This window comes from Streptomyces sp. NPDC026377 (assembly GCF_055567715.1).
In genome coordinates this window covers 620790-645303 of the sequence record NZ_JBVHPV010000001.1, presented here as the reverse complement: position 1 = coordinate 645303, position 24514 = coordinate 620790, and the positions used below count along the sequence as shown (strand labels likewise).

Genomic DNA, 24514 nt, shown 5'->3' with positions numbered 1-24514 from the left:
GGGGCGGACGGGCGGCCCAAGTGCCTACGGCGTGACCGCGAAGTTCCGCAGGATCGCCGCCGCCAGCTCCTGGTCGCCCTCGGTCTTCACCCGGTCCGCCACCGCGTGCGGACGCACCCGGCCGCAGGCGAGCCGTACGAACGTCTCCCAGTCCATCGCGATCGTCACCAGCGGGCCCAGCGAGGGCGCGCCGTCGATCGTGCCGTGGCCCTCGGCGTCGACCCGTACCGTACGCAGGAACTCCACCGGCCCGTGGATGTCGAGGACGACGGCCGAGTTCGCCGGGGCGCCCGCGTCCTTGGCGACGACCTTGGGCAGGGTGTGCAGCAGGATGTCGCGGGCGACGTACGCGCCCGGCGAATCGAGGTTGCCCGGCTTGCCCAGCGCCCACCGCAGGTCCTGCTCGTGCACCCACACGTCGAACGCCCGCATCCGCAGCGCCAGTTCCAGGGTCTGCTCGGCGCCGAGCGGAGCGCGGACCATGGTCTCCGGGTCGCGGGTCTCGTTGCGCAGCTGGCGCGCCCGGCGGATGACCGTGTACTCCAGCTCCGAGGTCATCTCCGGCGCGGTGTGGTGCCGGCGCACATCGACCTGCATCTCCATGTAGCGCGCGAACTCGCTCTGCACATGGTAGAGATCGCGCGGCAGGGTGTGGATCGGACGCGGGTCGCCGAGCTGTTCGCACTCCATCCCGATGATGTGCGACACGATGTCGCGCACCGACCACGCCGGACATGGCGTGGCGCGGTTCCACTCCCCCTCGACGAGCGGCATCACCAGCTCGGATATCGCCTCGATGGAATGGGTCCAGGCATCGGCGTAGGTCTGGAGGCTGGGATGGACGGTCACGGGACCCCTCGGCGGTTCTGTACGTACGCGGGCTGGGCGCTGTGGCAGTTAAGTTACGCTGCCGAAAGGCACCCCGGCAGTGCTTTCGTGTGACGATCGTAGGCCCGTGTTGACAACTCGAATGCCAGGACGGTGGTAGTGTGCGCGCCTCCCTCATCCAATTCGGTGTAGACCCCCAGGAATCGGTGGATTCCCGCAGGCTGCGAGCGGCGTCGCTGGTACGGGAGCAGTCGGGCAGCGACCTCGTCGTCCTGCCCGAGCTGTGGACGGTGGGGGCGTTCGCGTACGAGAGCTTCGCGGCCGAGGCGGAGAAGGCGGCTGACGGGCCGACGCATGAGGCCATGTCAGCGGCCGCGCGGGACGCGGGCGTCTGGCTGCACGCGGGCTCCGTCCCCGAACGCGGCGAGGACGGCGGCCTCTACAACACCTCCCTGGTCTTCTCCCCCGAGGGCGAACTGGCCGCCCGCTACCGCAAGATCCACCGCTTCGGCTTCGACCAGGGCGAGGCGGTCCTGATGAGCGCGGGCGAGGACCTGGTGACGGTCGCGCTCCCGGAGACCACCCTGGGCCTGGCGACCTGCTACGACCTGCGCTTCCCCGAGCTGTTCCGGGGCCTGGTGGACGCGGGCGCGCAGACCTTCGTCGTCCCGGCGGGCTGGCCCGCCCGGCGCCTGGCGCACTGGACGCTGCTCGCCCGGGCGCGCGCGGTCGAGAACCAGGCGTACGTCCTGGCCTGCGGCACCGGCGGCACCCACGCGGGCGTCCCGCAGGCGGGCCACAGCATCGTGGTCGACCCCTGGGGCGAGGTCCTGGGAGAGGCGGGCGACGGCGAGGAGGTCCTCACGGTGGAGCTGGACCCGGAGAAGGTGGCGTCGACCCGGGAGCAGTTCCCGGCACTGAAGGACCGCAGACTGCGCTGAGCGGCCCGCCGGCCCGACCCGCCGGCCCAGTCACCGTCCCGGCCCGCTGTCTCGGCCACAGTCCCGGGGCGCTGCCTCAGTCACCGTCGTCCCCGTCGTGCTCCCGCTCCCGCTCGTCCATCCGGATCACGCACACCACCACGGCGATGAGCAGGGCGGCGTCGGCGTCCTCGCGGACGACGTTCACCGCGTACGTCTCGTGGACGTGGAACCAGCGGCGCGAGACGTGCGCGAGCAGTTCACCCTCGTACTCGACGGTGAACTCGCGGTCGAAGATCCTGCCCGAGACGTCGAGCTCGGTGCCCTCGACCAGGCTGACGCGGTAGTGGTTGCGCAGGAGCGAGAGCCGTTTGCGGCGGACGGTGGCGAGCGGCCGATCGTCCCGCTCGATCGTCATCGCGTCCCGCAGGGCGAACATCTTCTTCCGCAGCGTCACCAGGACCCGGCCGCCCGGATCCTTCAGCTCCAGGGTCTCCCGCAGCCGCAGCGCCTTGCCGTCGACGAGGAACGCCTGCCGGCCGTCCTCGGTCTCGATCCAGTAGTCGTCCCCGATCGCGAAGATCTTGTCGCGCACCAGATATTTCATGGCGGAATGCGTACCCCTGCTTTTGGGGTTGGATGGGGGTATGGCTACACGTGCACGCGTTCGGGCCCCCGAGCTGATCGGCAAGGGCGGCTGGCTGAACACCGGTGATCAGGAGTACACCCTCGCCGATCTGCGGGGGAGGATCGTCATCCTCGATTTCTGGATTTCCTGAACCAATGTGAGCACTCCTCGCTAGCGTGGGGTACGTGCACCAACACACCACTGCCGACCTGTACTTGCGCCTTTCCCTGGACCGGGAGGGCAAGACCGCGATCGACCGCCAGGAAGCCGACTGCCGCGCATGGGCGGAGCGCAACGGACTGACCGTCCGCAAGGTCCACATCGACCGTGGACGTTCCGGCTACAAGAACGTCAGCCGCAAGGGGTTCGATGCGGCGATCACAGCAGCCACGGCCGGCGTCGTGGGCGTTCTGATCGTCTGGAAGCTCGACCGCCTGTCCCGCAAGGGCATCGGCGAGGTCGGCAAGGCGCTGGACGACATAGGACGGGTCGGCGGACGGCTGGTCTCCGTCATGGACGGCCTCGACACGAGGAACGACAGCGCCCGGGTCACCATCGCGATGCTGGCGGAACTGGCGCGCAACGAGTCGCGCAACCTTGGGATGCGCGTCGGCAACGCCAAGCGGTACCTACGGCAGCGGGGCCAGTGGATCGGCGGACAGCCGCCTTACGGGCTGCTGGTGGACCCGGAGGCGAAGAAGCTCGTCCACGACCCCGAGACCGCCGTCTACGCCCGCCTGATCGCCGACGAGGCGCTGTCCGGGAAGGCCCTCGTCCACATCGCCCGGCTGCTGAACGAGCACGGGGTGGAGTCCGCCCGTGGCGGCGAGTGGAACTCGTCCAGCGTCATGCAACTCCTTCGCTCACCGGCCTTCGCCGGTCTCATGCCGCAGACCGAGTTCGAGGAGCAGCCGGATGGGACACGCAGGTACATGAACCGGGTCTCTCCTTACCGGGACCCCGAGACGCTCGAAACCGTGAGTATCGGCGAGGGCATCATCACGGTCGGGGAGCGTGAGCTCATCCTCCGCCAGCTCGAAGCACGCACGTTTCCTCTGGCGGGGAAGCGTCACGGTCACAAGCAGGGAAAGTCGCTGCTCACCGGGATAGCGCGTTGTGGGCTCTGTGGGGCCCGGATGAGCAAGGCCGGCACGTCGTACCAGTGCTCCAGCCACCGGATGGGGCGAGGGTGCTCCGGCGTATCGGCTCGGGTGGAGAGTATCGACGACTACGTGACCCGGGCGTTTCTCTCCCGCCTGCCATCCCTGGAGCCCCAGGACCCGCTGCTTGCAGTGATCGCCGACCGCTGGGTGCAGAGGGAGGACCCGGAGGTCTTCGCGAAGAGGGACGCGATCGAGGCGGAGATCGCGGACGAGGGGGCCCGCCTGGCGGACCTGGAGGAGGCCAGGTACGTCCGCGGCGAGTTCACCGGCGCAGACGCGATCGACCGGTACAACCGGCTCGCAGGACGACTTCGTACCCGGATTGAGGGACTGCGCGCAGATCTACTGCGGATGCCGACTCCTTCCGTGGACATCTCTCCTCTCCTGGATGCGGGTCTGCTTCGTGAAGCTTGGGAAGCCGATGATGCGGCCGGAAGACGTGGACGCCTTGGCCTCGCAATCGATCGAGTGGAAGTCCGGCGAGGCAGGGTGGGCGTGAGGTTCGACGGTGACGAGCGCTGCCGGATCGTCTGGGCGACGAGAGACGGTGCTGGGGCGGAGTCGGCGGGTGACGAAGTGACGGAATGACGGTCGAAGTCCACTACCTTTTTAGAGATGTTCTGAGTCTCTATGGATGGAATAGAACTAAACGTCATTCCGTCACTTCGTCACTGGGGCGGCCCGAGGGTCGGCGCGAAGTTGCGCTGTGGTCACCATCCCGACCCCGGCCGCAGCCTCGGAACGCGCACGCTGGGTGTGACCCGATTTTCGGGCCCATCGTGGCCTCTGACCAGCGCATATCGACCGCCGAAGGCGCGAGATCGGCACGGTTAACGCCCTGCAAAGCCCGCGGAAGGCCCCACCCCGTGGGGTCTTCGCCCCATCAGGTGCCCCGTCGGATGTCACTCCGGCGGCTGGCTGTACCTCTCCAGCGTCGCCTTGCTCGTGGACCGGTCCACCAGCCGCAGTTCCCAGGGGCCGGTATTCACGTCGAAGTCCTTGCCGAAGCCGACCCACTTTCCGGCCATGCGCCGTCCGGTCGGCTCGACCAGGAGTTGGATGGCCCCGTGGTAGCGGGCCCCGTTGTAGTAGCCGTCTGCGGCAGTCTGCTCGACCCACGTACCCGTGACCACGTTGCGATCGACAGTGAGATCCAGCGTGAGCGGGCTGTCCGGGTTGCTGCCCGCCCCGGGCAGACTCTGAACGGTCAGCCGGTTCCCGTGCTGGACGATCACTACGTAGTGCTTGCCCTCGTGCGAGTCGCCCCGGCTCGAAGAGAAGAACTCGTAGCGGCTGAGCCACACTCCCGAAAACGTCTCCTCACCCGTCTGCGCGGTGGGCTGCGCGCCTACAGAGGCAGACGCGACACCGGTTGTGCCGGTCTCCATGTCATGCCCTCCCTTCCCGTCTGCGTGGACTCGTGCCGTCGGCACCGGCAGGGCGAACCCCAGTGCCTCGACCGGACGCCCAGTGACCCGTTCTAAGGCCCTGGCGTACACGCCCCGAGGCGTCTTGCTCGTGCCGGACTCCCAGCGCTGCACCAGCCGCTTGGAAGCCTCGTTCGGCTCCCCCAGTTCCGCACCTGCCCGGCGGAGCGCCTTGGCGAAGTCGTCTTGGCTTAAGCGCAGGCCGATACGCACGGCCCGCAGCACATCATTCGGCACCACGGCGGTCGTCGTCATGACGTCAAAGCTAGGCCGAACAGCCATGCACTGACACCGGTTTGACGCCCTGGAGGGCGTCATTGACACCCCACTGAGTGACGCCCAGGCGACGCCCGAAGCGTCGTCGTTCCGACCGACCGGCGGCGGGAACATCGCTTCACCAACCGGACCGGGCAAGCGGAAGGCCGACGATGACCATGACCGTGCGGGTGTCTCGCGACTCCGGCCAGACGTTCGGCTCTGAGGTGATCTACCCCAGCAGCAGAGCCGAGAAGCCGTTGACCCCCATGGCCTCCGCCGCCTGGCCCCCTTGCAAGTGCCCCCGATGTTCCTCACAGACCAGGAAGGCACAGACGTGACGATCACCGACACGACGAAGACCGTGTACGACCTCATCACCCCGGAGCTGAGGGCCGACCTCATCACCATGGTCCGCGAGGACTCCTGGTCGGAGATGACCGACGACCAGGGCCAGCGCGGCGTCAACCAGGTGGCGGCCTTCCTCGCCGTCGCCGCGAACACCACGGAGAGGGCCACGCCCAGCCTTCGCGTGGACCTCTTCTGGCACGCACTCGTGCTCCACACCAAGGACTACGCCAGGGTCTGCGACGCGCTCGGCGGCGGATTCATCCACCACGTCCCCGACCGCAACAACGGCCACGACCCCGCCGAGGGCCGGGCCGCGATGCGTCGGACGGCCGAGGTGATCCGATCGGCCGGCTTCGACGTGGACCCGGAGTTCTGGCCGATCAACGGCGCAGCCGACTGCACCCAGAGCTACGCGGGCTGCTCCGACAGCCCCGTTGCCAAATAGCTCCGACTCAAGCGGAGCGACTGATCCACGAGAGCTTCAGCCGCCCGGTATCGTGCCGGGCGGCTGTCGCCGTGAACGAGAACGGACAGATAGTGACTGACGCTCGCAGCACCGCATGGGACGCCTACTCGCAGAGCAAGCCCCAGCGGCGGAAGACCAACGCCAAGGGCGAGACCACATGGTTCAACTGGACCCAGTACCCGGACCACGGCCCCAGGGCCGACGTGCTCAACCTCAACCCGGGAGACCGCGTGCTCGATCTCGGGTGCGGGTCTGGAGGGAACGCCGCTCATCTCGCAACGCTCGGCATGAAGTCCGTCGGGATCGACCTCTCCGCCAAGCAGCTCGACAAGGCACGCGAGCGGTGGCCGGGCGTGGACGGGATGGAACTCCACCAGGCCGACGCGCTCACCTATCTCGGAGACGCGTTCAGGATCTTCGATGCGGTCTACAGCGTGTTCGGCGCTGCCTGGTTCACCGACCCCGGTCTTCTGCTGCCGATGGTTCACGCGAACCTCAAGCCGGGTGGCGTCTTCGCCTTCTCCCAGCGTCCCCCGGTTGAAGGGTGCTACGGCTGCCAGGCGTCATACATCCCGCGCGGGCCCGAAGAAGACCCCGCTGTCGTCAAGCGGTGGGACTACGAACCCGATGTGTGGGCGCTGATTCTCAAGGAACACGGCTTCGTGGACGTGTCAGCGTCCGTGCTTGCCCCACCCGCCGGGAGTCGGCGTACAGGAACCCTGTTCGTCCGGGGCGTCCAAGGAGGCTAGTCCGTGGTGGAGCGGATCCCGTAGCTGCGCAGGGCAACGGCGTCGTACGGTCGTGATCCGGTGTTCATGGGCCAATGGCAAGCTTGAAGGATGAACGATGCTGCCCCGGCGCCCACCCCCGCGCCCGCACCCCGCAAGCGTGCCCGTGTCCGTGCCCCCGAGCTGATCGGCAAGGGCGGTTGGATCAACACCGGCGGGAAGGACCTGAAGCTCGCCGACTTCCGAGGTCGCACATTGATCCTCGATTTCTGGACCTTCTGCTGCATCAACTGTCTGCACGTCCTCGACGAGCTGCGGGAGCTGGAGGAGAAGCACCGGGACACCGTGGTGATCGTCGGGGTGCACTCGCCGAAGTTCGCGCACGAGGCCGAGCACCGGGCCGTGGTGGACGCCGTGGAGCGCTACCAGGTGCACCACCCGGTCCTGGACGACCCGGAGCTCGCGACCTGGAAGCAGTACGCGGTACGGGCCTGGCCCACGCTCGTCGTGATCGACCCCGAGGGGTACATCGTCGCCCAGCACGCGGGTGAGGGCCATGCCCACGCCATCGCGAAGCTGGTGGAGGAGCTGGAGGCCGAGCACGGGGCCAAGGGGACGCTGCGGCGCGGGGACGGGCCGTATGTGCCGCCGGAGCCGGTGGCGAGCGATCTGCGCTTCCCGGGCAAGGCGGTCGTGCTGCCCGGCAGCGGGAACTTCCTGGTCTCGGACTCCACCCGGCACGAGCTGGTCGAGCTGGAGCCGGACGGCGAGAGCGTCGTGCGGCGGATCGGCGGCGGCGCGTTCAAGGAGCCGCAGGGGCTCGCCCTGCTGCCGGACGGGCGGGTGGTCGTCGCGGACACCGTCAACCACGCGCTGCGGGTCTTCGACCCGGAGAGCGGGACCGTGCAGCGGGTCGCGGGCACCGGCAGGCAGTGGTGGCAGGGCTCGCCCACGTCCGGGCCGGCCCTGGAGGTCGACCTCTCCTCGCCGTGGGACGTCGCCTGGTGGCAGGGCCGGGTGTGGATCGCCATGGCCGGGGTGCACCAGCTGTGGACGTACGACCCGGAGAGCGGGACCGTCGAGGTCGCGGCCGGGACGACGCAGGAGGGCCTGGTGGACGGACCGGCCGCCGAGGCGTGGTTCGCGCAGCCGTCCGGCCTCGCGGCCACCGAGGAGCGGCTGTGGGTCGCGGACGCGGAGAACTCGGCGCTGCGGTACGTGGAGCGCTCGGATTCCGGGTCCGCTTCCGGTTCCGGGTCCGCTTCCGGGTACGTCGTGGGGACGGCCGTCGGGACCGGGCTGTTCGACTTCGGGCACCGGGACGGGGAGGCGGGGCAGGCGCTGCTCCAGCATCCGCTGGGGGTGACGGCGCTGCCGGACGGGTCGGTGGCGGTGTCCGACACGTACAACCACGCGCTGCGCCGGTACGACCCGGCCTCGGGCGAGGTCACGACGCTGGCCACGGATCTGCGCGAGCCCAGCGACGCGGTGCTCGTCGGGGACGACATCGTGGTGGTGGAGTCGGCGCGGCACCGGCTGACGCGGCTGCGGCTGCCGGAGGAGGCGGTACGGGTGGACGCGGTGGCGCACCGTACGCGGCGGGAGGCGACCGAGGTCGCGCCGGGGCCGTTCCAGCTGGACGTGGTCTTCCAGGCGCCCGCGGGTCAGAAGCTGGACACCCGTTACGGTCCGTCGACGCGTCTGATCGTCTCCTCCACGCCGGCGGAGCTGCTGGTGTCCGGGGAGGGGACGGGGACGGAGCTGTCGCGGTCGCTTTCGCTGAACGCGGAGGTGGCGGAGGGCGTCCTGCACGTCTCCGCGATGGCGGCGTCGTGCGACGACGATCCGGCGAACGAGTATCCGGCGTGTCATGTGCATCAGCAGGACTGGGGGGTGCCTGTGCGTCTCACCGCGGGCGGGGCGACCCGATTGCCGTTGGTGCTGGCCGGGCTGGACGGGTAGCCCCTCCCCGCCCCTTCCCCAAACCCTTCGGGGTGGGGTGGGGGCCCCGCCGGGTCTCGGCCCCGGGCCCCGGCCCTGTTGCCTGGCCCGCGGCCCCTGCCCCCTGTGTTCGTCTGCGGGCGGGTGGGAGCCGGCCGCGCGGTTCCCCGCGCCCCCCATCCCCGACAGCCGAAGAACCAAGCTGAGCCACAGCCCCCTCGGGGGCGCGGGGAACTGCGCGAGCAACCCAGCACCGGCCCGCAGACAAACACCTTCGCCGCCTTTGGCGGCTAGCCCTGCAAGAACGCGTGCAGCGCGTTCGCCAGCAGGTACGGGTCGTCCGCCCCGCACAGTTCGCGGGCGCTGTGCATCGACAGGATCGCCACCCCGATGTCCACCGTCTGGATGCCGTGGCGCGCCGCCGTGATCGGGCCGATCGTCGTGCCGCACGGCATCGCGTTGTTGGAGACGAAGTGCTGCCACGGCACCCCGGCCCGCTCGCACGCCGCCGCGAAGACCGCGCGGCCCGAGCCGTCCGTCGCGTACCGCTGGTTGACGTTGACCTTCAGGATCGGGCCGCCGTTGGCGCGCGGGTGGTGGGTGGGGTCGTGGCGTTCCGCGTAGTTGGGGTGGATCGCGTGGCCTGTGTCGGAGGAGAGGCAGACCGTGCCCGCGAAGGCCCGCGCCTTGTCCTCGTACGTACCGCCGCGGGCGAACACCGAGCGTTCCAGGACCGTCCCGAGCAGGGGGCCGTCCGCGCCGGTGTCGGCCTGGGAGCCGTTCTCCTCGTGGTCGAAGGCGGCCAGGACCGGGATGTAGGGGAGGTCCGCCTCCGTGGAGGCCGCCGCCAGCGCCGCCGTGCCCGCGTGCACGGAGATGAGGTTGTCCATCCTCGGGCCCGCCAGCAGCTCCTCGTCGCGGCCCAGGTAGGAGGGGGGTTCGATCGAGTGGACCATCAGGTCCCAGCCCGTGACCTCGCCCTCGGCCAGGCCCGCCTCCTCCTCCAGGAAGCGGATCAGGTCGCCCTCGGCGACGTCCCCGAGGCCCCAGATCGGCTGGAGGTGCTTCTGGCGGTCCAGCTTGAGCCCGTCGTTGGCCGACCGGTCCAGGTGGATGGCCAGCTGCGGGACGCGCAGCAGCGCGCGGTCGACGTTGACCAGGACGTGCGAGCCGTCGCGCAGGGTGAGGCGGCCCGCGAGGCCCAGGTCGCGGTCGAGCCAGGTGTTCAGGAGCGTCCCGCCGTAGACCTCGACCGCGACCTGGCGCCAGCCGAACGCCCCGGCGTCCGGCAGCGGCTTGACCCGCAGGTTCGGCGAGTCGGTGTGCGCGCCGACGATCCGGAACGGGGTGTGCGCCGCCGCGCCCTCCGGCACGAACCACGCGATGATCGCACCGCCGCGCAGCACGAACTTCCCGCCCGCCGACGCCTCCCACGCGTCCGTCTCCCGCACCTGCTGGAAGCCGGCCTTCTCCAGCCGCGCGGCCGCGTTCGCCACCGCGTGGTACGGCGACGGGCTCGCCGCGAGGAAGGACATCAGGTCGTCGGTGTGTCCGCGGTCGAAGCGGGAGGGTGTGCTCATGCGTTCAACCTTAACGAGGGGGTCCGACAGGCCAGGTCCCGCTCCCCGGGCGGAGACCGCCGGGCCAGGGCCCGCTCCCCGGGCGGGAACCGACTGACAAGGGCCCGCTCCCCTGGCGGGAAGCGGGCCCTTGGTCCGGCGGCCTGGAAGGAGGCCGCCGGAGGCTCGTGGACGAGCGGGAGCGTCGGCTAGAACGCCGCCTCGTCCAGCTCCATCAGGGAGTTGTCGACGGCCTCGGCCAGCGCCCGGGCGGTGCCGACGCCCGGCAGGACGTTCGCGGCGAAGAACTTCGCGGCGGCGATCTTGCCGGTGTAGAAGGCGACATCCTTGGCGGAGGCCGTGGGCAGCTTCTCGGCGGCGACGGCCGCGCTCTTGAGGAGCAGGTAGCCGACGACGACGTCACCGGAGGCCATCAGCAGGCGGGTGGTGTTGAGGCCCACCTTGTAGATGTTCTTGACGTCCTCACCGGTGGCGGTCAGGTCGGTGATCATCGTGCCGACGATCGCCTCCAGGTCCACCGCGGCCTTGGCCAGCGAGTCCAGCGCGCCGCCCAGCTCCTCGTGGCCCGACTGCTCGGCGAGGAACTTCTTGATCTCCTCGGAGAGGAGGTTGAGCGAGGCGCCCTGGTCGCGGACGATCTTCCGGAAGAAGAAGTCCTGGCCCTGGATCGCCGTGGTGCCCTCGTAGAGGGCGTCGATCTTGGCGTCGCGGATGTACTGCTCGATCGGGTACTCCTGGAGGTACCCGGAGCCGCCGAAGGTCTGGAGCGACTCGTGCGAGAGCTTCTCGTACGACTTCTCCGAGCCGTAGCCCTTCACGATGGGCAGGAGGAGGTCGTTGAGGCCGACGAGCGCCTTCGCGTCCTCGCCCGCGGCCTCCTTGACCTGGATCGCGTCCTGGACGGCGGCGGTGTAGAGGACGAGGGAGCGCATGCCCTCGGCGTACGCCTTCTGCGTCATCAGGGAGCGGCGCACGTCCGGGTGGTGGGTGATCGTCACCTTGGGCGCGGTCTTGTCCATGAACTGCGAGAGGTCGCTGCCCTGGACGCGCTCCTTGGCGTACTCCAGCGCGTTGAGGTAGCCCGTGGAGAGCGTGGCGATGGCCTTCGTGCCGACCATCATGCGGGCGAACTCGATGATCATGAACATCTGGCGGATGCCGTCGTGCTTGTCGCCGATCAGCCAGCCCTTGGCGGGGTGCTTGTCGCCGAAGGTCATCTCGCACGTGTTGGACGCCTTGAGGCCCATCTTGTGCTCGACGTTCGTCGCGTACACGCCGTTGCGCTCGCCCAGTTCGCCGGTCTCGAAGTCGAAGTGGAACTTCGGGACCAGGAAGAGGGAGAGGCCCTTGGTGCCGGGGCCGTGGCCCTCGGGGCGGGCGAGGACGTAGTGGAGGATGTTCTCCTCCATGTCGTGCTCACCGGAGGTGATGAAGCGCTTCACGCCCTCGATGTGCCACGAGCCGTCGGGCTGCTCGACGGCCTTGGTGCGGCCGGCGCCCACGTCCGAGCCGGCGTCCGGCTCGGTGAGGACCATGGTGGAGCCCCAGCGCTTCTCGACGGCGATCTGCGCGATCTTCTTCTGGACCTCGTTGCCCTCCTCGAAGAGGATGCCCGCGAAGGCGGGACCCGAGGAGTACATCCAGACGGCCGGGTTCGCGCCGAGGAGCAGCTCCGCGTAGGCCCAGATGAGGGAGCGCGGGGAAACGGTTCCGCCGATCTCCTCCGGCAGGCCCAGGCGCCAGTACTCGCTGTCCATGAAGGCCTTGTAGGACTTCTTGAAGGACGCCGGGACGGGCGCGGTGTTGGTCTCCGGGTCGAACACCGGCGGGTTGCGGTCGGCGTCCGCGAAGGAGTCGGCCAGCTCGTTCTCGGCGAGACGCGCGATCTCGTCGAGGATGGTCTTGGCGGTGTCGACGTCCATCTCGGCGAACGGGCCGGTGCCGTACAGCTTGTCGCGTCCGAGGACCTCGAAGAGGTTGAACTCGATGTCGCGGAGATTCGACTTGTAGTGCCCCATGGCGACGGACTCCGTAAGCAGATCGGTTACATCTCTACCAGCAAGTAGCTACGATGATGCTACCCGTCGGTAATAAGACGCAACCCCTCTGGGCCCATATGTGGCGCACTACTCTTGCGCCCATGTACGGCTACGACCAGAACCAGGGTGCTCAGGCGCAGTACTCCCAGCCGCAGCCCTCCTACGGGGAGCAGCCGCTGTACCCCGAGCCGTCGCCGCCCTCGCTCGCGGACGCGGTGCGGGCGTTCACCACGGGCTCGCTCTCGGCGGAGGACTTCCAGCAGATCTTCGCGGGCTCGAAGGTGTACTGCCCGCGCGGCGACAACCCCGGGTTCCTGGCGCTGCACAACACGCAGCAGCCGGTCATCCCGATGTTCACCTCGCTCAAGGAGCTGCGCCGGTACGCGGGCAAGGAGTCCAAGTACTTCGTGATCACCGGTGCCGAGGTGATCGACCTGCTGCCGACCGGGTACGGCTTCGTCCTCGACATGGAGGGGGACCACCGGATGGTGTTCGACGCGAAGGCGGTCGAGCAGATGGTGGACTTCGCCATGCGGCGGATGTACGGCTGAGGCGGCCGGGGCGCGTCGTGCGTCCGGGGTGCGGCTAAGGCGTTTTCGGCCGTCTTTTCACGGGGGTGGGTGCCCCCGGACCCCTCTGTGAGACCCCTCGGGAATCGGCACGCCTTGCCGACTGTTCACCATTCAACTACTTTGGATGCTGAGCATCCCCCGAGGAGGGCACCATGCCTGCTGTGACCGTCGAAAACCCGCTCACCCTGCCGCGCGTGGCCGCGCCGCAGGGTGCGGTGCCGCGTCCCGTGCTCGCCGTGAGCACGGCGCCGGCCGGCTTCGAGGGGGAGGGGTTCCCGGTGCGGCGCGCGTTCGCCGGGATCAACTACCAGTACCTGGACCCGTTCATCATGATGGACCAGATGGGTGAGGTGGAGTACGCGCCCGGCGAGCCCAAGGGCACGCCCTGGCACCCGCACCGGGGCTTCGAGACGGTGACGTATCTGATCGACGGCACCTTCGTGCACCAGGACAGCAACGGTGGCGGCGGCACGATCATGAACGGTGACACCCAGTGGATGACGGCCGGGTCCGGCCTGCTCCACATCGAGGCGCCGCCGGAGTCGCTGGTCACCTCGGGCGGCCTCTTCCACGGCCTCCAGCTGTGGGTGAACCTGCCCGCCGCCGACAAGATGATGGACCCGCGCTACCAGGACATCCGGGGCGGCCAGGTCCAGCTGCTGACCTCGCCGGACGGGGGTGCGCTGCTGCGGGTGATCGCGGGGGAGCTGGACGGCCACGAGGGGCCGGGGATCACGCACACCCCGATCACGATGATCCACGCGACGGTCCGGCCCGGCGCGGAGGTCACGCTGCCGTGGCGGCCGGACTTCAACGGGCTGGCGTACGTGCTGGCCGGGCGGGGGTCGGTGGGGGCGGGGCGGCGGCCCGTGCGGATGGGGCAGACGGCCGTCTTCGGGGACGGGGGGTCGCTGACCGTGCGGGCGGACGAGCGGCAGGACTCCCACACGCCGGATCTGGAGGTCGTGCTGCTGGGCGGCCGGCCCATTCGCGAGCCGATGGCGCATTACGGGCCGTTCGTGATGAATACGCGGGACGAGTTGCAGCAGGCGTTCGAGGACTTCCAGAAGGGGCGGCTGGGGACGGTTCCGGCGGTCCACGGGATGTGATGGTTCCCCGTCTGCGGGGCCGTGGGGGCTGGTCGCGCCGTTCCCCGCGCCCCTGAAGGGGCCGGTGTTCGTCCGCGGGGTGGTGGGGGTTGCCCGCGCAGTTCCCCGCGCCCCTGGAAGCCTGGGGCTGAGCTTCGTCTCCCGGTTGACGGAGTCCCCCCCGGAGGGGCGCGGCCGGCTGTCCACTTCCCGCAGACGAACCCGGGGTCGGGACGGGGGCGGAGTACGCCCGGCCGCCCGCAGGGGCCCCGGGCGGGTGTACAGCGGGCGCGGGTGGGGGCGGGGCGTGGTGGCGTGTAGGCGTGGAGCATGGAAAACCCCTCCTGCCCGAGCCCGCCCGCCGCCTCGCCGCGTGGTGTGTCGTCGTGCTGCTCGTCACCGGTGTCGGCGCCGTCGCCGTCTGGCTCTGTGTGGTGTTCAAGACCGCCGTCACCCCCGTCCTGCTCGCCCTGCTGGGCACCGCCCTGCTCGGGCCCGTCTTCCGGCGGCTGCTCAAGCTGCGGATGAGGCGGTCGCTCGCCGCGGGGCTCACCTGTGTCGCCCTCGTGGCGGTGGTCGGCGGCGCCGGTTACGTCGTCGTCAGCGCCCTCATCGACACCGGGGACCAGATCGTCGAGTCGCTGAGGCAGGCCGGACGGTGGCTCGCCGACCACTTCGGGATCGCCGGGGGCGACGGCGTCTCCAGCCTCGCCGACAACGCCAAGCCGCTGCTCGGCAAGTTCGGCGCCACCGCCGCGTCGGGACTGCTCACCGGGCTCAGCATCGTCGGCTCGCTCATCGCGACCGGGGTGCTGTCGCTGCTGCTGACCTTCTTCTTCCTGAAGGACTCCGACCGGGCCGTCCACCTGGCCCACTCCCTCGCCCCGCGCGGCACCGGGCCGGTCGTGGAGGCCATGGCCCGGCGGGCCTTCGAGGCCGTCGAGGGGTTCATGCGGGGGACCACGATCATCGCCCTCATCGACGCCCTGTGCATCACCGTCGGGCTGCTCGTCCTGCGCGTGCCCGGAGCGGTGGGGCTGGGCGCCCTCGTCTTCATCGGCGCGTACATTCCCTACCTGGGCGCCTTCGTCTCGGGCGCGGTCGCGGTCCTGGTGGCCCTCGCCGACCGGGGGTTCGCCGTCGCGCTGTGGACGCTCGGGGTCGTCCTGGCCGTACAGCAGTTGGAGGGGCACATCCTCCAGCCGGTGATCCAGAGCAGGACCGTGCAGATGCACCCGGCCATGGTCATGATCGCCATCACGGCCGGGGCGAGCGTCGCGGGACTGCTCGGGATGCTGCTCGCCGTGCCCGTCGCGGCCGCCGCGTTCGGCGTCCTCGGCGAGCTCCGGAAGCGTTACGCCGAAGGGGAGGCCCCGTCGGGCCCCTCGTAGAGCTCGAACCAGATGGACTTGCCCTCGCCCCGCGGGTCCACCCCCCACCGGTCCGCCAGCATCTCCATCAGCACCAGGCCCCGCCCGCTGGACGCCATCTCGCCGGGGCGGCGCCTGTGCGGCAGGTCGTCGCTGGTGTCGGCCACCTCCACGCGCAGACAGCGGGCGCCGGGCGTGCCGGTGGCCTCCGCGACCAGGAGCGCGTCGCCGTCGGTGTGGACCAGGACGTTGGTGACCATCTCGGAGACCATCAGGACGGCCGAGTCCACCTGCTCGTCGTCGGCCCAGTCGTGCAGCAGCTCGCGCAGCTGGCGGCGGACCCCGGCGATCCGGTGCGGCTCGGTCTGGGCGACGGTCACGGCCGTGCGGCGGGCCGGGGGCGTCCGCAGCCCCGGGACCGTGCCGCAGCCGCACACGTCGCTGTTGCGGCACAGCAGCAGCACCGCGATGTCGTCCTCGCGGCGGTCGGCCAGCGGACCCACCGTGTGGTGCGAGGGAGGGCCGTGCACCGCCTGGACCAGCGCGTCCGCCAGCTTCTCCAGCCCGTCCCCGGTGTCCTCCTCCAGGACCGGCCGCAGCCGGGTCCAGCCCGAGGCCATGTCGTGGCCGCCGGTCTCGATCAGCCCGTCCGTGCAGAGCATCATCGTCTCGCCCGGCTCCAGGACGAGCCGGGTGGTCGGGTAGTCCGAGTCCGCCTCGATCCCCAGCGGCAGCCCGCCCGAGGTCTGGCGGATCAGCGCCGTGCCTTCGGCCGTACGGATGACGGGGTCCGGGTGCCCGGCCCGGGCGATGTCGAGGGTGCCGGTGGCGGGGTCGACCTCGATGTAGAGGCAGGTCGCGAAGCGCGGGTGATCGTCGTCGGCCTCGTAGGACTCCCCGTACGACTCGGTGATCCCGTAGAGGAAGCGCGAGGCGCGCGAGAGGACCGCGTCGGGGCGGTGGCCCTCGCTCGCGTACGCCCGCAGCGCGATGCGCAGCTGCCCCATCAGCCCCGCGGCCCGTACGTCATGGCCCTGGACGTCCCCGATGACCAGGGCGAACCGGCCGGACGGCAGCGGGATCATGTCGTACCAGTCGCCGCCCACCTGGAGGCCGCCGCCGGTCGGCACATAGCGCGCGGCGACCGTCATGCCCGGGATCTCGGGGCCCAGCGTCGGCATCATCGAGCGCTGGAGGCCGAGGGAGAGCTCGCGCTCGGACTCGGCCTCGCCCGCGCGGGCCAGCGCCTGGGCGAGCATCCGGGCCACCGTGGTCAGCACCGACCGCTCGTCGGGCGTGAACGCCACCGCGTGCTTGAACGCCGCCATCCAGGTGCCCATGGTCTTCCCGGCCACGATCAGCGGCAGGAACGCCCAGGACCGGCGGTCGAAGCGCCGGGCCAGCGGCCAGGTGGCCGGATAACGGCGGCGGTACTCCTCGGGGCTGGAGAGGTAGATGGCCCGCCCGGTCCGTACGACGTCCGTCGCCGGGTAGTCCGTGTCCAGCGGCATGTCCGCGAAGGGGCCGTCGTCGCCGGGGTCGTGCCCGTGGTGGCCGATGATCGACAGGCGGTCCCCGGCGACCCCGAAGACGGCGAGGCCGTCGGGCGAGAAGCCCGGCATGGACAGCGAGGCCGCCACCCGCAGCACCTCGGCCGTGGAGCGGGCCTCGGCCAGCGCCCGGCCCGCGTCCAGCAGGAACGCCTCCCGGGAGCGGCGCCAGTCGCCGGTGATCGGGGTGTGCGCGGCGAAGGAGGGCTGCGGCTCGGCCACCTCCTGGAGGGTGCCGACCAGGACGTAGTCCACGCCCTCGGCGGTCTCCTTGCGCAGCGGCTTGGAGCGGCTGCGCACGGTCCGCAGCACCCGCCCGTTCTCGTCCATGATCCGCATCCGGGCCTCGGCGAGGGTGCCCTCCGCGACGGCCAGGGCGACGATCTGGTCGACCTCGTTCCAGTCGACCGGGTGGAAGCGGGAGCGCACGGCGGCCTCGCTGAGCGCCACCCGCTCGGGGGGCAGGCCGAGGAGGCGGGCGGCCTCGGCGTCGAGCGTGACCGTTCCGGACGCGTTGTCCCAGCGCCACAGCCCGGTGGCGATCGCAGCCAGGACGTCCTCGGTGCGCATGATCCCCACTGTAGGCAGCCCGATATGTACCGGCGAGAGGTGTACGGCCCGGCCGGTAACCTGGAGGGACTGTTTCCCGCCTGTCACGCGAAGAACTGGATGAAGAAATGCATCGGTACAGGTCCCACACCTGCGGCGAGCTCCGCGCCTCCGACGTCGGCGCCGACGTCCGGCTGAGCGGCTGGCTGCACAATCGCCGAGACCTGGGCGGCATCCTCTTCATCGATCTGCGCGACCACTACGGCATCACCCAGCTGGTCGCGCGCCCCGGCACGGCCGGCGCGGAGGTCCTGGACAAGCTCTCCAAGGAGACCGTCGTCCGCGTCGACGGCAAGGTCGTCTCGCGCGGCGCGGAGAACGTGAACGCGGACCTGCCGACCGGCGAGATCGAGATCGAGGTCGGCGAGGTCGAGGTGCTCGGCGCGGCCGGCCCGCTGCCGTTCACGATCAACGCCGAGGACGGCGTCAACGAGGAGCGGCGCCTGGAGTACCGCTTCCTCGACCTGCGCCGCGAGCGCATGCACCGCAACATCATGCTGCGCTCGGCCGTCATCTCGGCGATGCGCCACAAGATGACCGCGCTCGGCTTCAACGAGATGGCGACCCCGATCCTCGCCGCTACCTCCCCCGAGGGCGCCCGCGACTTCGTCGTCCCCTCCCGGCTGAACCCCGGCAAGTTCTACGCGCTGCCGCAGGCCCCGCAGCAGTTCAAGCAGTTGCTGATGATCTCCGGCTTCGACCGCTACTTCCAGATCGCGCCCTGCTTCCGCGACGAGGACGCGCGCGCGGACCGCTCGCCGGGCGAGTTCTACCAGCTCGACGTGGAGATGAGCTTCGTCGAGCAGGAGGACGTCTTCCAGCCGATCGAGAAGCTCATGACCGAGCTGTTCGAGGAGTTCGGCGGCGGACGCCACGTCACCTCGCCGTTCCCGCGCATCCCGTTCCGCGAGTCGATGCTGAAGTACGGCAACGACAAGCCGGACCTGCGCGCCAAGCTGGAGCTCGTCGACATCACCGACGTCTTCGCGGGCTCGGAGTTCAAGGCGTTCGCGGGCAAGCACGTGCGCGCGCTGCCGGTGCCGGACGTCGCGGGGCAGTCCCGCAAGTTCTTCGACGGCCTCGGTGAGTACGCGGTGGAGCACGGCGCCAAGGGTCTGGCCTGGATCCGCGTCGGCGAGGACGGCGCGTTCAGCGGCCCGATCGCCAAGTTCCTCACCGAGGAGAACGTCGCCGAGCTGACCAAGCGCCTGTCGCTGGCCGCCGGGCACGCCGTCTTCTTCGGCGCGGGCGAGTACGACGAGGTCTCCAAGATCATGGGCGCGGTCCGCGTCGAGGCCGCCAAGCGCGCCGGCCACTTCGAGGAGGGCGTCTTCCGGTTCTGCTGGATCGTCGACTTCCCGATGTACGAGAAGGACGAGGAGACCGGCAGGATCGACTTCTCCCACAACCCCTTCTCGATGCCGCAGGGCGGCCTGGAGGCCCTTGAGACCCAGGACCCGCTGGACGTCCTGGGCTGGCAGTACGACATCGTCTGCAACGGCATCGAGCTGTCCTCGGGCGCGATCCGGAACCACGAGCCCGAGATCATGTTCAAGGCGTTCGAGGTCGCGGGGTACGACCGGGAGACCGTGGAGCGCGAGTTCGGCGGCATGCTCAAGGCGTTCCGCCTCGGCGCCCCGCCGCACGGCGGCATCGCCCCGGGCGTGGACCGCATCGTGATGCTGCTCGCCGACGAGCCCAACATCCGCGAGACCATCGCCTTCCCGCTCAACGGCAACGCGCAGGACCTGATGATGGGCGCGCCCACCGAGCTGGACGAGACGCGGCTGCGCGAGCTCAACATCCAGCTGCGCAAGCCGGTCGCCACCAAGGCCGCGGAGAAGTAGGCGCGGCGAGTGCGCTGACTTTCGGCCACGGACGGCCCCCACCGGGCCGCGGACGTACGGCGAAGGGCCCGGATCCGCAACGGATCCGGGCCCTTCGGCGCGTCCGGGGCGCCCAGCCGGGCACCCCACCGCGTTCGGCAGATGTGAGCGGCCTGTTCGGCGCCGGAGAAGTCCCACGGTGCCGGGGTGCTGTGCGAGCCGGTGGACCGGCCCACCCCCGGGACCTGTTGCTGCCGCTGTGGGCGCTGCCGGACGGGCCGCGCCCGCACCCGTACGCTCCCCCGGGGCTACCGTACGCCCCCGCGAGCACCCCGCGCCGGACCCGGAGCGCACCCCGGTGGCCGTGAGGGGGACGCGGCGCGCCCTGGCCCGCTGAGCCCGTCCCGGGTCAGTCGTCGGCCGGGTCCACCGGGTCCGGCGACGGCGGCCCGTGCGGGCGGCTGGTGCTCTGCCGGTTCGCCTCCCGGACCTTGGCCAGGAGCTCTTCGCGGCGGCGCTCCTCCTCCGCCTGCGACTGGTCGGTACTCCTCGTCACTGCGCGCACCCCCTCAGTACGTCCTCCATGTGCGCAGCGTGCGCGCCGGGGACGCGGCCCGCAACCCGGGGAGGGCAGACGGAAGGCCCGGAACCGTGCGCCCCCGTGCTCCTGGAGAGCTCGGGGAGGGTTCCGGGCCCGACGTGCGTACGCACCCGTACACACACGGCGCACGCGCTGGACGCGCGCGCCTGGACACACGCGTTACGCGGGCTTCTCCTCCAGGCGCGGGAACAGCACCGCGCCCTTCGTCACCGTCGCGCCCGCCGGGAGCAGACCCCAGGTGCCGGCGTCCCCCACCCGCTGGTCGGCCAGCGGGCCCAGGCCGGCCGCCTCGGCGCCCAGCGACTCCCACAGCTTCTGCGAGGTGTCCGGCATGACCGGGTTCAGCAGGACCGCGACCGCGCGCAGCGCCTCGGCGGCGGTGTAGAGGACGGTCGCCAGGCGCGCCCGGCCCTCCTCCGACTCGTCCTTGGCCACCTTCCACGGCTCCTGCTCCGTGATGTAGCCGTTGACCTGCTTCACGAAGTCGAAGACGGCCAGGATGCCGCCCTGGAAGTCCAGCTCCTCGCCGATCTTCCGGTCCGCCTCGGCCACGGCCTTCGCCAGGCCGTCGGCGATCGCCCGCTCGGCCTCGCCGGCGGCCGTGGCGGCGGGCAGCGTGCCCCCGAAGTACTTGCCGACCATGGCCGCCACCCGCGAGGCGAGGTTGCCGTAGTCGTTGGCGAGCTCCGAGGTGTAGCGGGCGGTGAAGTCCTCCCAGGAGAACGAGCCGTCCTGGCCGAAGGCGATGGCCCGCAGGAAGTACCAGCGGTAGGCGTCGACGCCGAAGTGGAGGGTGAGGTCCTGCGGCTTGATGCCGGTCAGGTTCGACTTCGACATCTTCTCGCCGCCGACCATCAGCCAGCCGTTGGCCGCGATCCTGCCGGGCACCGGCAGACCGTTCGCCATCAGCATCGCGGGCCAGATCACCGCGTGGAAGCGGAGGATGTCCTTACCGATGAGGTGGACGTCGGCCGGGAACGTCTCGTCGAACTTCGCCTGGTCCGAGCCGTAGCCGACGGCCGTGGCGTAGTTCAGGAGGGCGTCGATCCACACGTAGATGACGTGCTTGTCGTCCCACGGGACCGGGACGCCCCAGTCGAAGGTGGAGCGGGAGATCGACAGGTCCTGAAGGCCCTGCTTGACGAAGTTCACGACCTCGTTGCGGGCCGACTCGGGCTGGATGAAGCCGGGGTTGGCCTCGTAGAACTCGACCAGCTTCGGCCCGTACTCGGACAGCTTGAAGAAGTAGTTCTCCTCCTTGAGGATCTCCACCGGCTTCTTGTGGACGGGGCACAGCTTGGTGCCGTCCTCGGCCTCGACGAGGTCCCCGGGGAGCTTGTACTCCTCGCAGCCCACGCAGTACGGGCCCTCGTAGCCGCCCTTGTAGATCTCGCCCTTGTCGTACAGGTCCTGGACGAACTCCTGCACCCGGTCGGTGTGCCGCTTCTCCGTCGTACGGATGAAGTCGTCGTTCGCGATCCGCAGGTGCTCCCAGAGGGGCTTCCACGCCTCCTCGACGAGCTTGTCGCACCACTCCTGCGGGGTGACGCCGTTCGCCTCCGCGGTGCGCATGATCTTCTGACCGTGCTCGTCCGTGCCGGTGAGGTACCACACCTTCTCGCCGCGCTGACGGTGCCAGCGCGTGAGCACGTCGCCTGCGACGGTCGTGTAGGCGTGGCCCAGGTGAGGAGCGTCGTTGACGTAGTAGATGGGGGTCGAAACGTAGAAGGACTTCACGTCGTTCGCCCCCTGCTTCTCGGATCCAGTGGCCGCCATGGTCGAAATCCTAACGGCCGCGGGGAGATCCACTCACCCGCGTTGCTGCCCGGGCGGGCGGGTGGGGGCGCGGGGGGCCGTGTGACCGGTCCCCTCGCGCTTCCCGGCCGCCGGGGATCAGTCCCGCTGGGCGAACCCGGCGAGCAGGCCCTGGTAGAACGCGGTGTCGGGCAGGTCCTTGGGCGCGGGCCCCGCGTGCAGGAACGCGGCGTTCGGCGCGTCCAGCTTCCGCAGGAAGTCGAACGCCTTGCTGTCGTCCTCGCCGAACGCCACGAACTGCCAGAACAGGTTCTTCCCGGCCGCGTCTGCGAGCGCCTCCCGGGCCGCCACCTTGGCGTCCGGGGCGCCGTCGGTCTGGAAGACCACCAGGGCGGGGCCGTCGCCGCGGTGCTTCTCGTAGTGCTCCACGACCGCCTCGACCGCGCACTGGTAGCTGGTGCGCCCCATGTGCCCGAGCGCGGCGTGCGTCTCGTCGATGACGCCCTCGTACGAGGTGAGGGAGAGGTCTGCGGTGCCGTCGAGCTCGGTCGAGAAGAACACGGTGCGGACGGCGGCGTCCTCGTCGAGGTGCGCGGCGAGCGCGAGCACCCGCTCGGCGAGGTGCTGGGCGCTGCCGTCCTTGTAGTACGGCCGCATCGACCCGGACCGGTCCAGCACGAGGTACACGGTGGCCCGCGCCCCGTTCAGCCCGGCCTTGCGCAGCTGCGCCCCGGCGGCCTTGTAGTGGTCGACGAGCCCGGGGGCGCGGGACTTGAGCCGGGGGAGGGGGATGGCGGGGGCGGCCTTGGCGGGGGGTTCGGCTTCCGCCTTCACGGGGGCGGGCCTGGCCTCGGCCTGTGCGGGTTCCGGCTTCGGCTCGGCGGCCTTCGGCTTCGGTTCGGCGGCCTTCGGCTCGGGCTCCGTGGCCTTCGGCTCGGGCTGCGTCTTCGGCTCCGCGGCCTTCGGCTTCGGCTGGGCCTTGGGCTTCGGCTCGGGTTCGGGCTCGGCGGCCATCGCCGCAGGTTCCGGCTCGGCCTCGGCCTCGGCCTCCGCCTTCGGCTCGGCGGCCTTCGGCTCCCGCTCGGACTCGACGGGCTCCGCCTCCGGCTCGGGCTCGACGGCCTCGGCCTTCGGCTCGGCGGTCTTCGGCTCGGCCTCCGGGGTCTTCTCCTTCAGCGGGGACTCCGCCCGTGGCTGCGGGACCTCGGAGGCGGCGGACTCCTGGTCGGGGTCAGGCTTCTTCGCATCCGGGGCCGGGGCCTGTGCCGGGGGCTCGGCCGTGGACGCGTCCTCCACCGGTCGCGTCGGCGCCGGTACGGCGGCCCGCGGCGTCGCGTCGAACGCCGCCGCGACCAGCTCCTCCGCGGGGGACAGGTCGCGCCGGGCGGGCGCCGGCACGGTCGGGGTCGTGGACGCGGTGGGGGCCGACTCCTCGGCGGGGGCCGGTACGGCCGCCGCGGCCGGGGCCGACTCCTGAGCCGGAGCCGCCGTCAGGTCGGCGCTCTCCGCGTCGCGATCGCGTCCGAACACTTTGCGCAGCAAGCTCCGAATGCCCATGGGCGAGGCCTTTCGCATGAGTTGGGTGCGATGTGCGGTGCAGGGTGGTGCAGGGCGTTGCGTACCCACGCCGCGTGAGCGGGTGCACGAGCGTGGACACGTAAGGTTAGCGATCCGATCCGGTCAACCTCGGCAGGGGGCGGACGACGCCGTACCGCTTACGCCCCGGACGGATCCCTCTCCGCTCGGTCTGCTGCCCCGGATCGCCCGTGTGCACCCACGAAGATCCGCGCCACGCCCGCCGAGCGGGGCCCGCCGGCCCGTGGCCCGCCAACGGCTCGGGGCGCCGGGCCCCGTCAGGGCCGCAGGGCCAGCGGGCGCGACAGCCAGGTGCGGTACGGGGCGGACTGCCGCGCCGCCTCCCAGTACGCCGCGTCCAGCGCCGAGTGCACCGTCCCGTAGACCCCCGACTCGTACGCCCCCGCCCGCGCCGCCAGCAGCAGCCGTACCGCCAGCGGGTCTCCCCTCAGCGGGCGGATCGCCATGTCCGCGCGGGGCCGGGACGTGGGCTGGCAGGGCGTGACGACCTCGCCGGAGGCCACCAGGGACGCCGCCGTCAGGTAATCGCCGTGCAGCACCCGGGGGTTGAGCCCGGCCGCCGCGAACACCCGCCGCAGCCCGTCCCACTCCCCGTCCACACTGGGATCCACCATCCAGCGGTCCCCCGCCAGATCGGCCAGGTCCACCACGTCCTCCGTCGCCGCCGGATGGTCGGCCGCCAGTGAGATGAACTGCGGCTCGCGCTCGACGAGCACCCGTACGTCGAGTCCTTCCGGCATCCGCAGCGGGCACCCCTCCACCTGGTGGACGAAGGCCACGTCGAGCTCGCCCGCCGCGACCAGGCCAAGCAACGCGTGGGCGGAGACGTCGACATGGAGCTGCGTCTCCGTGCCCGGCAGCCTCTCGCGCAGCCGCCGCAACCACCCCGGAATGGCCCGGCTGGCGGTGGACCCGATCCGCAGCCGGGGGCGCCCGTCCACGCCGTCGACGGCCGCGCGCACCTCCGTGAGCAGCGCGTCCATCCCCGCGAGCAGCGGCCGGGCCCGGCTGAGGACCGTCCGGCCCAGCGGTGTCGGGCGGCAGCCGGTGCGCTCCCGGGAGAAGAGCAGACCGCCCAGTGAGTGCTCGATCCGCCGGAGCTGGGTGGTCAGGGCCGGCTGGCTGGTTCCGAGCTGCCGCGCGGCCCTGTGCAGACTGCCGGTGTCGGCGATCGCGCAGAGGGCGCGGAGATGCCTCACGTCGAGCTCCATGGGCCGAGCG

General features: G+C 70.8%; 20 protein-coding genes. 10 read left to right on the top strand and 10 right to left on the bottom strand.

Annotated features, from left to right (window positions below; translation table 11 throughout):
• Positions 1–24: 24 nt before the first annotated feature.
• Positions 25–849, bottom strand: coding sequence for a maleylpyruvate isomerase family mycothiol-dependent enzyme (locus tag ACZ4MU_RS02775; protein WP_467870010.1), 825 nt, complete (start codon positions 847–849; stop codon positions 25–27).
• A 140-nt stretch (positions 850–989) separates the two neighbouring features.
• Between ACZ4MU_RS02775 and ACZ4MU_RS02770 the strand changes: the two genes are divergently transcribed.
• Positions 990–1769, top strand: a complete 780-nt coding sequence (locus tag ACZ4MU_RS02770; RefSeq protein WP_467870008.1) for a carbon-nitrogen family hydrolase — start codon at positions 990–992, stop codon at positions 1767–1769.
• A 76-nt stretch (positions 1770–1845) separates the two neighbouring features.
• On the opposite strand, the gene ACZ4MU_RS02765 is transcribed toward ACZ4MU_RS02770, so the two are convergent.
• Positions 1846–2355 (bottom strand): LURP-one-related/scramblase family protein, encoded by a 510-nt coding sequence (locus ACZ4MU_RS02765; RefSeq protein ID WP_467870006.1) that lies wholly within the window; start codon positions 2353–2355, stop codon positions 1846–1848.
• Between the two features lie 40 nt (positions 2356–2395).
• Between ACZ4MU_RS02765 and ACZ4MU_RS02760 the strand changes: the two genes are divergently transcribed.
• Positions 2396–2527, top strand: coding sequence for a hypothetical protein (locus ACZ4MU_RS02760; protein ID WP_467870666.1), 132 nt, complete (start codon positions 2396–2398; stop codon positions 2525–2527).
• Positions 2528–2561: 34 nt separating this feature from the next.
• Positions 2562–4127 (top strand): recombinase family protein, encoded by a 1566-nt coding sequence (locus tag ACZ4MU_RS02755; RefSeq protein ID WP_467870004.1) that lies wholly within the window; start codon positions 2562–2564, stop codon positions 4125–4127.
• A gap of 314 nt (positions 4128–4441) precedes the next feature.
• On the opposite strand, the gene ACZ4MU_RS02750 is transcribed toward ACZ4MU_RS02755, so the two are convergent.
• Positions 4442–5221 carry a helix-turn-helix domain-containing protein gene (locus ACZ4MU_RS02750; protein WP_467870002.1) on the bottom strand — a complete coding sequence of 260 codons (780 nt, stop codon included), beginning with the start codon at positions 5219–5221 and terminating at the stop codon, positions 4442–4444.
• 337 nt (positions 5222–5558) lie between these two features.
• Between ACZ4MU_RS02750 and ACZ4MU_RS02745 the strand changes: the two genes are divergently transcribed.
• From ACZ4MU_RS02745 to ACZ4MU_RS02735, 3 genes are all read left to right on the top strand, one after another.
• Positions 5559–6017, top strand: coding sequence for a glycine-rich domain-containing protein (locus tag ACZ4MU_RS02745; protein WP_467870000.1), 459 nt, complete (start codon positions 5559–5561; stop codon positions 6015–6017).
• A gap of 71 nt (positions 6018–6088) precedes the next feature.
• Positions 6089–6787, top strand: coding sequence for a class I SAM-dependent methyltransferase (locus ACZ4MU_RS02740; protein WP_467869998.1), 699 nt, complete (start codon positions 6089–6091; stop codon positions 6785–6787).
• 90 nt (positions 6788–6877) lie between these two features.
• Positions 6878–8728, top strand: a complete 1851-nt coding sequence (locus tag ACZ4MU_RS02735; RefSeq protein WP_467869996.1) for an NHL domain-containing thioredoxin family protein — start codon at positions 6878–6880, stop codon at positions 8726–8728.
• 269 nt (positions 8729–8997) lie between these two features.
• Here the strand turns inward: ACZ4MU_RS02735 and ACZ4MU_RS02730 are convergent, their stop codons facing one another.
• Positions 8998–10287, bottom strand: coding sequence for a M18 family aminopeptidase (locus ACZ4MU_RS02730; protein WP_467869994.1), 1290 nt, complete (start codon positions 10285–10287; stop codon positions 8998–9000).
• A gap of 188 nt (positions 10288–10475) precedes the next feature.
• Positions 10476–12305: an acyl-CoA dehydrogenase gene (locus ACZ4MU_RS02725; protein ID WP_467869992.1), complete on the bottom strand. Its 1830-nt coding sequence runs from the start codon at positions 12303–12305 to the stop codon at positions 10476–10478.
• A gap of 122 nt (positions 12306–12427) precedes the next feature.
• Here ACZ4MU_RS02725 and ACZ4MU_RS02720 point away from each other — a divergent pair, with 122 nt between their 5' ends.
• From ACZ4MU_RS02720 to ACZ4MU_RS02710, 3 genes are all read left to right on the top strand, one after another.
• A complete protein-coding gene (locus tag ACZ4MU_RS02720) occupies positions 12428–12877 on the top strand; it encodes an SseB family protein (protein WP_358833726.1) in 450 nt (149 codons plus the stop codon).
• A 173-nt stretch (positions 12878–13050) separates the two neighbouring features.
• Positions 13051–14007 carry a pirin family protein gene (locus ACZ4MU_RS02715; RefSeq protein WP_467869990.1) on the top strand — a complete coding sequence of 319 codons (957 nt, stop codon included), beginning with the start codon at positions 13051–13053 and terminating at the stop codon, positions 14005–14007.
• A 302-nt stretch (positions 14008–14309) separates the two neighbouring features.
• A complete protein-coding gene (locus tag ACZ4MU_RS02710) occupies positions 14310–15377 on the top strand; it encodes an AI-2E family transporter (RefSeq protein ID WP_467869988.1) in 1068 nt (355 codons plus the stop codon).
• On the opposite strand, the gene ACZ4MU_RS02705 is transcribed toward ACZ4MU_RS02710, so the two are convergent.
• Positions 15341–17476 (bottom strand): SpoIIE family protein phosphatase, encoded by a 2136-nt coding sequence (locus ACZ4MU_RS02705; RefSeq protein WP_467869986.1) that lies wholly within the window; start codon positions 17474–17476, stop codon positions 15341–15343. The two genes, ACZ4MU_RS02710 and ACZ4MU_RS02705, sit on opposite strands and share 37 nt — an antisense overlap.
• Before the next feature lie 107 nt (positions 17477–17583).
• On the opposite strand from ACZ4MU_RS02705, the gene aspS reads away from it, so the two are divergent.
• Positions 17584–19362 carry an aspartate--tRNA ligase gene (gene aspS / locus ACZ4MU_RS02700; protein WP_467869984.1) on the top strand — a complete coding sequence of 593 codons (1779 nt, stop codon included), beginning with the start codon at positions 17584–17586 and terminating at the stop codon, positions 19360–19362.
• A 388-nt stretch (positions 19363–19750) separates the two neighbouring features.
• Here the strand turns inward: aspS and ACZ4MU_RS02695 are convergent, their stop codons facing one another.
• The 4 genes from ACZ4MU_RS02695 to ACZ4MU_RS02680 all read right to left on the bottom strand — a co-directional run bounded on the left by ACZ4MU_RS02695 (position 19751) and on the right by ACZ4MU_RS02680 (position 24504).
• Positions 19751–19897: a hypothetical protein gene (locus tag ACZ4MU_RS02695; RefSeq protein ID WP_467869982.1), complete on the bottom strand. Its 147-nt coding sequence runs from the start codon at positions 19895–19897 to the stop codon at positions 19751–19753.
• Positions 19898–20101: 204 nt separating this feature from the next.
• Positions 20102–21718, bottom strand: a complete 1617-nt coding sequence (gene metG / locus ACZ4MU_RS02690; RefSeq protein WP_467869980.1) for a methionine--tRNA ligase — start codon at positions 21716–21718, stop codon at positions 20102–20104.
• A 117-nt stretch (positions 21719–21835) separates the two neighbouring features.
• The gene (locus ACZ4MU_RS02685) at positions 21836–23227 is read right to left on the bottom strand and encodes a VWA domain-containing protein (protein ID WP_467869978.1); all 1392 of its coding nucleotides are present in this window, start codon (positions 23225–23227) and stop codon (positions 21836–21838) included.
• A 323-nt stretch (positions 23228–23550) separates the two neighbouring features.
• Positions 23551–24504 carry a LysR family transcriptional regulator gene (locus tag ACZ4MU_RS02680; RefSeq protein ID WP_467869976.1) on the bottom strand — a complete coding sequence of 318 codons (954 nt, stop codon included), beginning with the start codon at positions 24502–24504 and terminating at the stop codon, positions 23551–23553.
• Between the last annotated feature and the right edge of the window lie 10 nt (positions 24505–24514).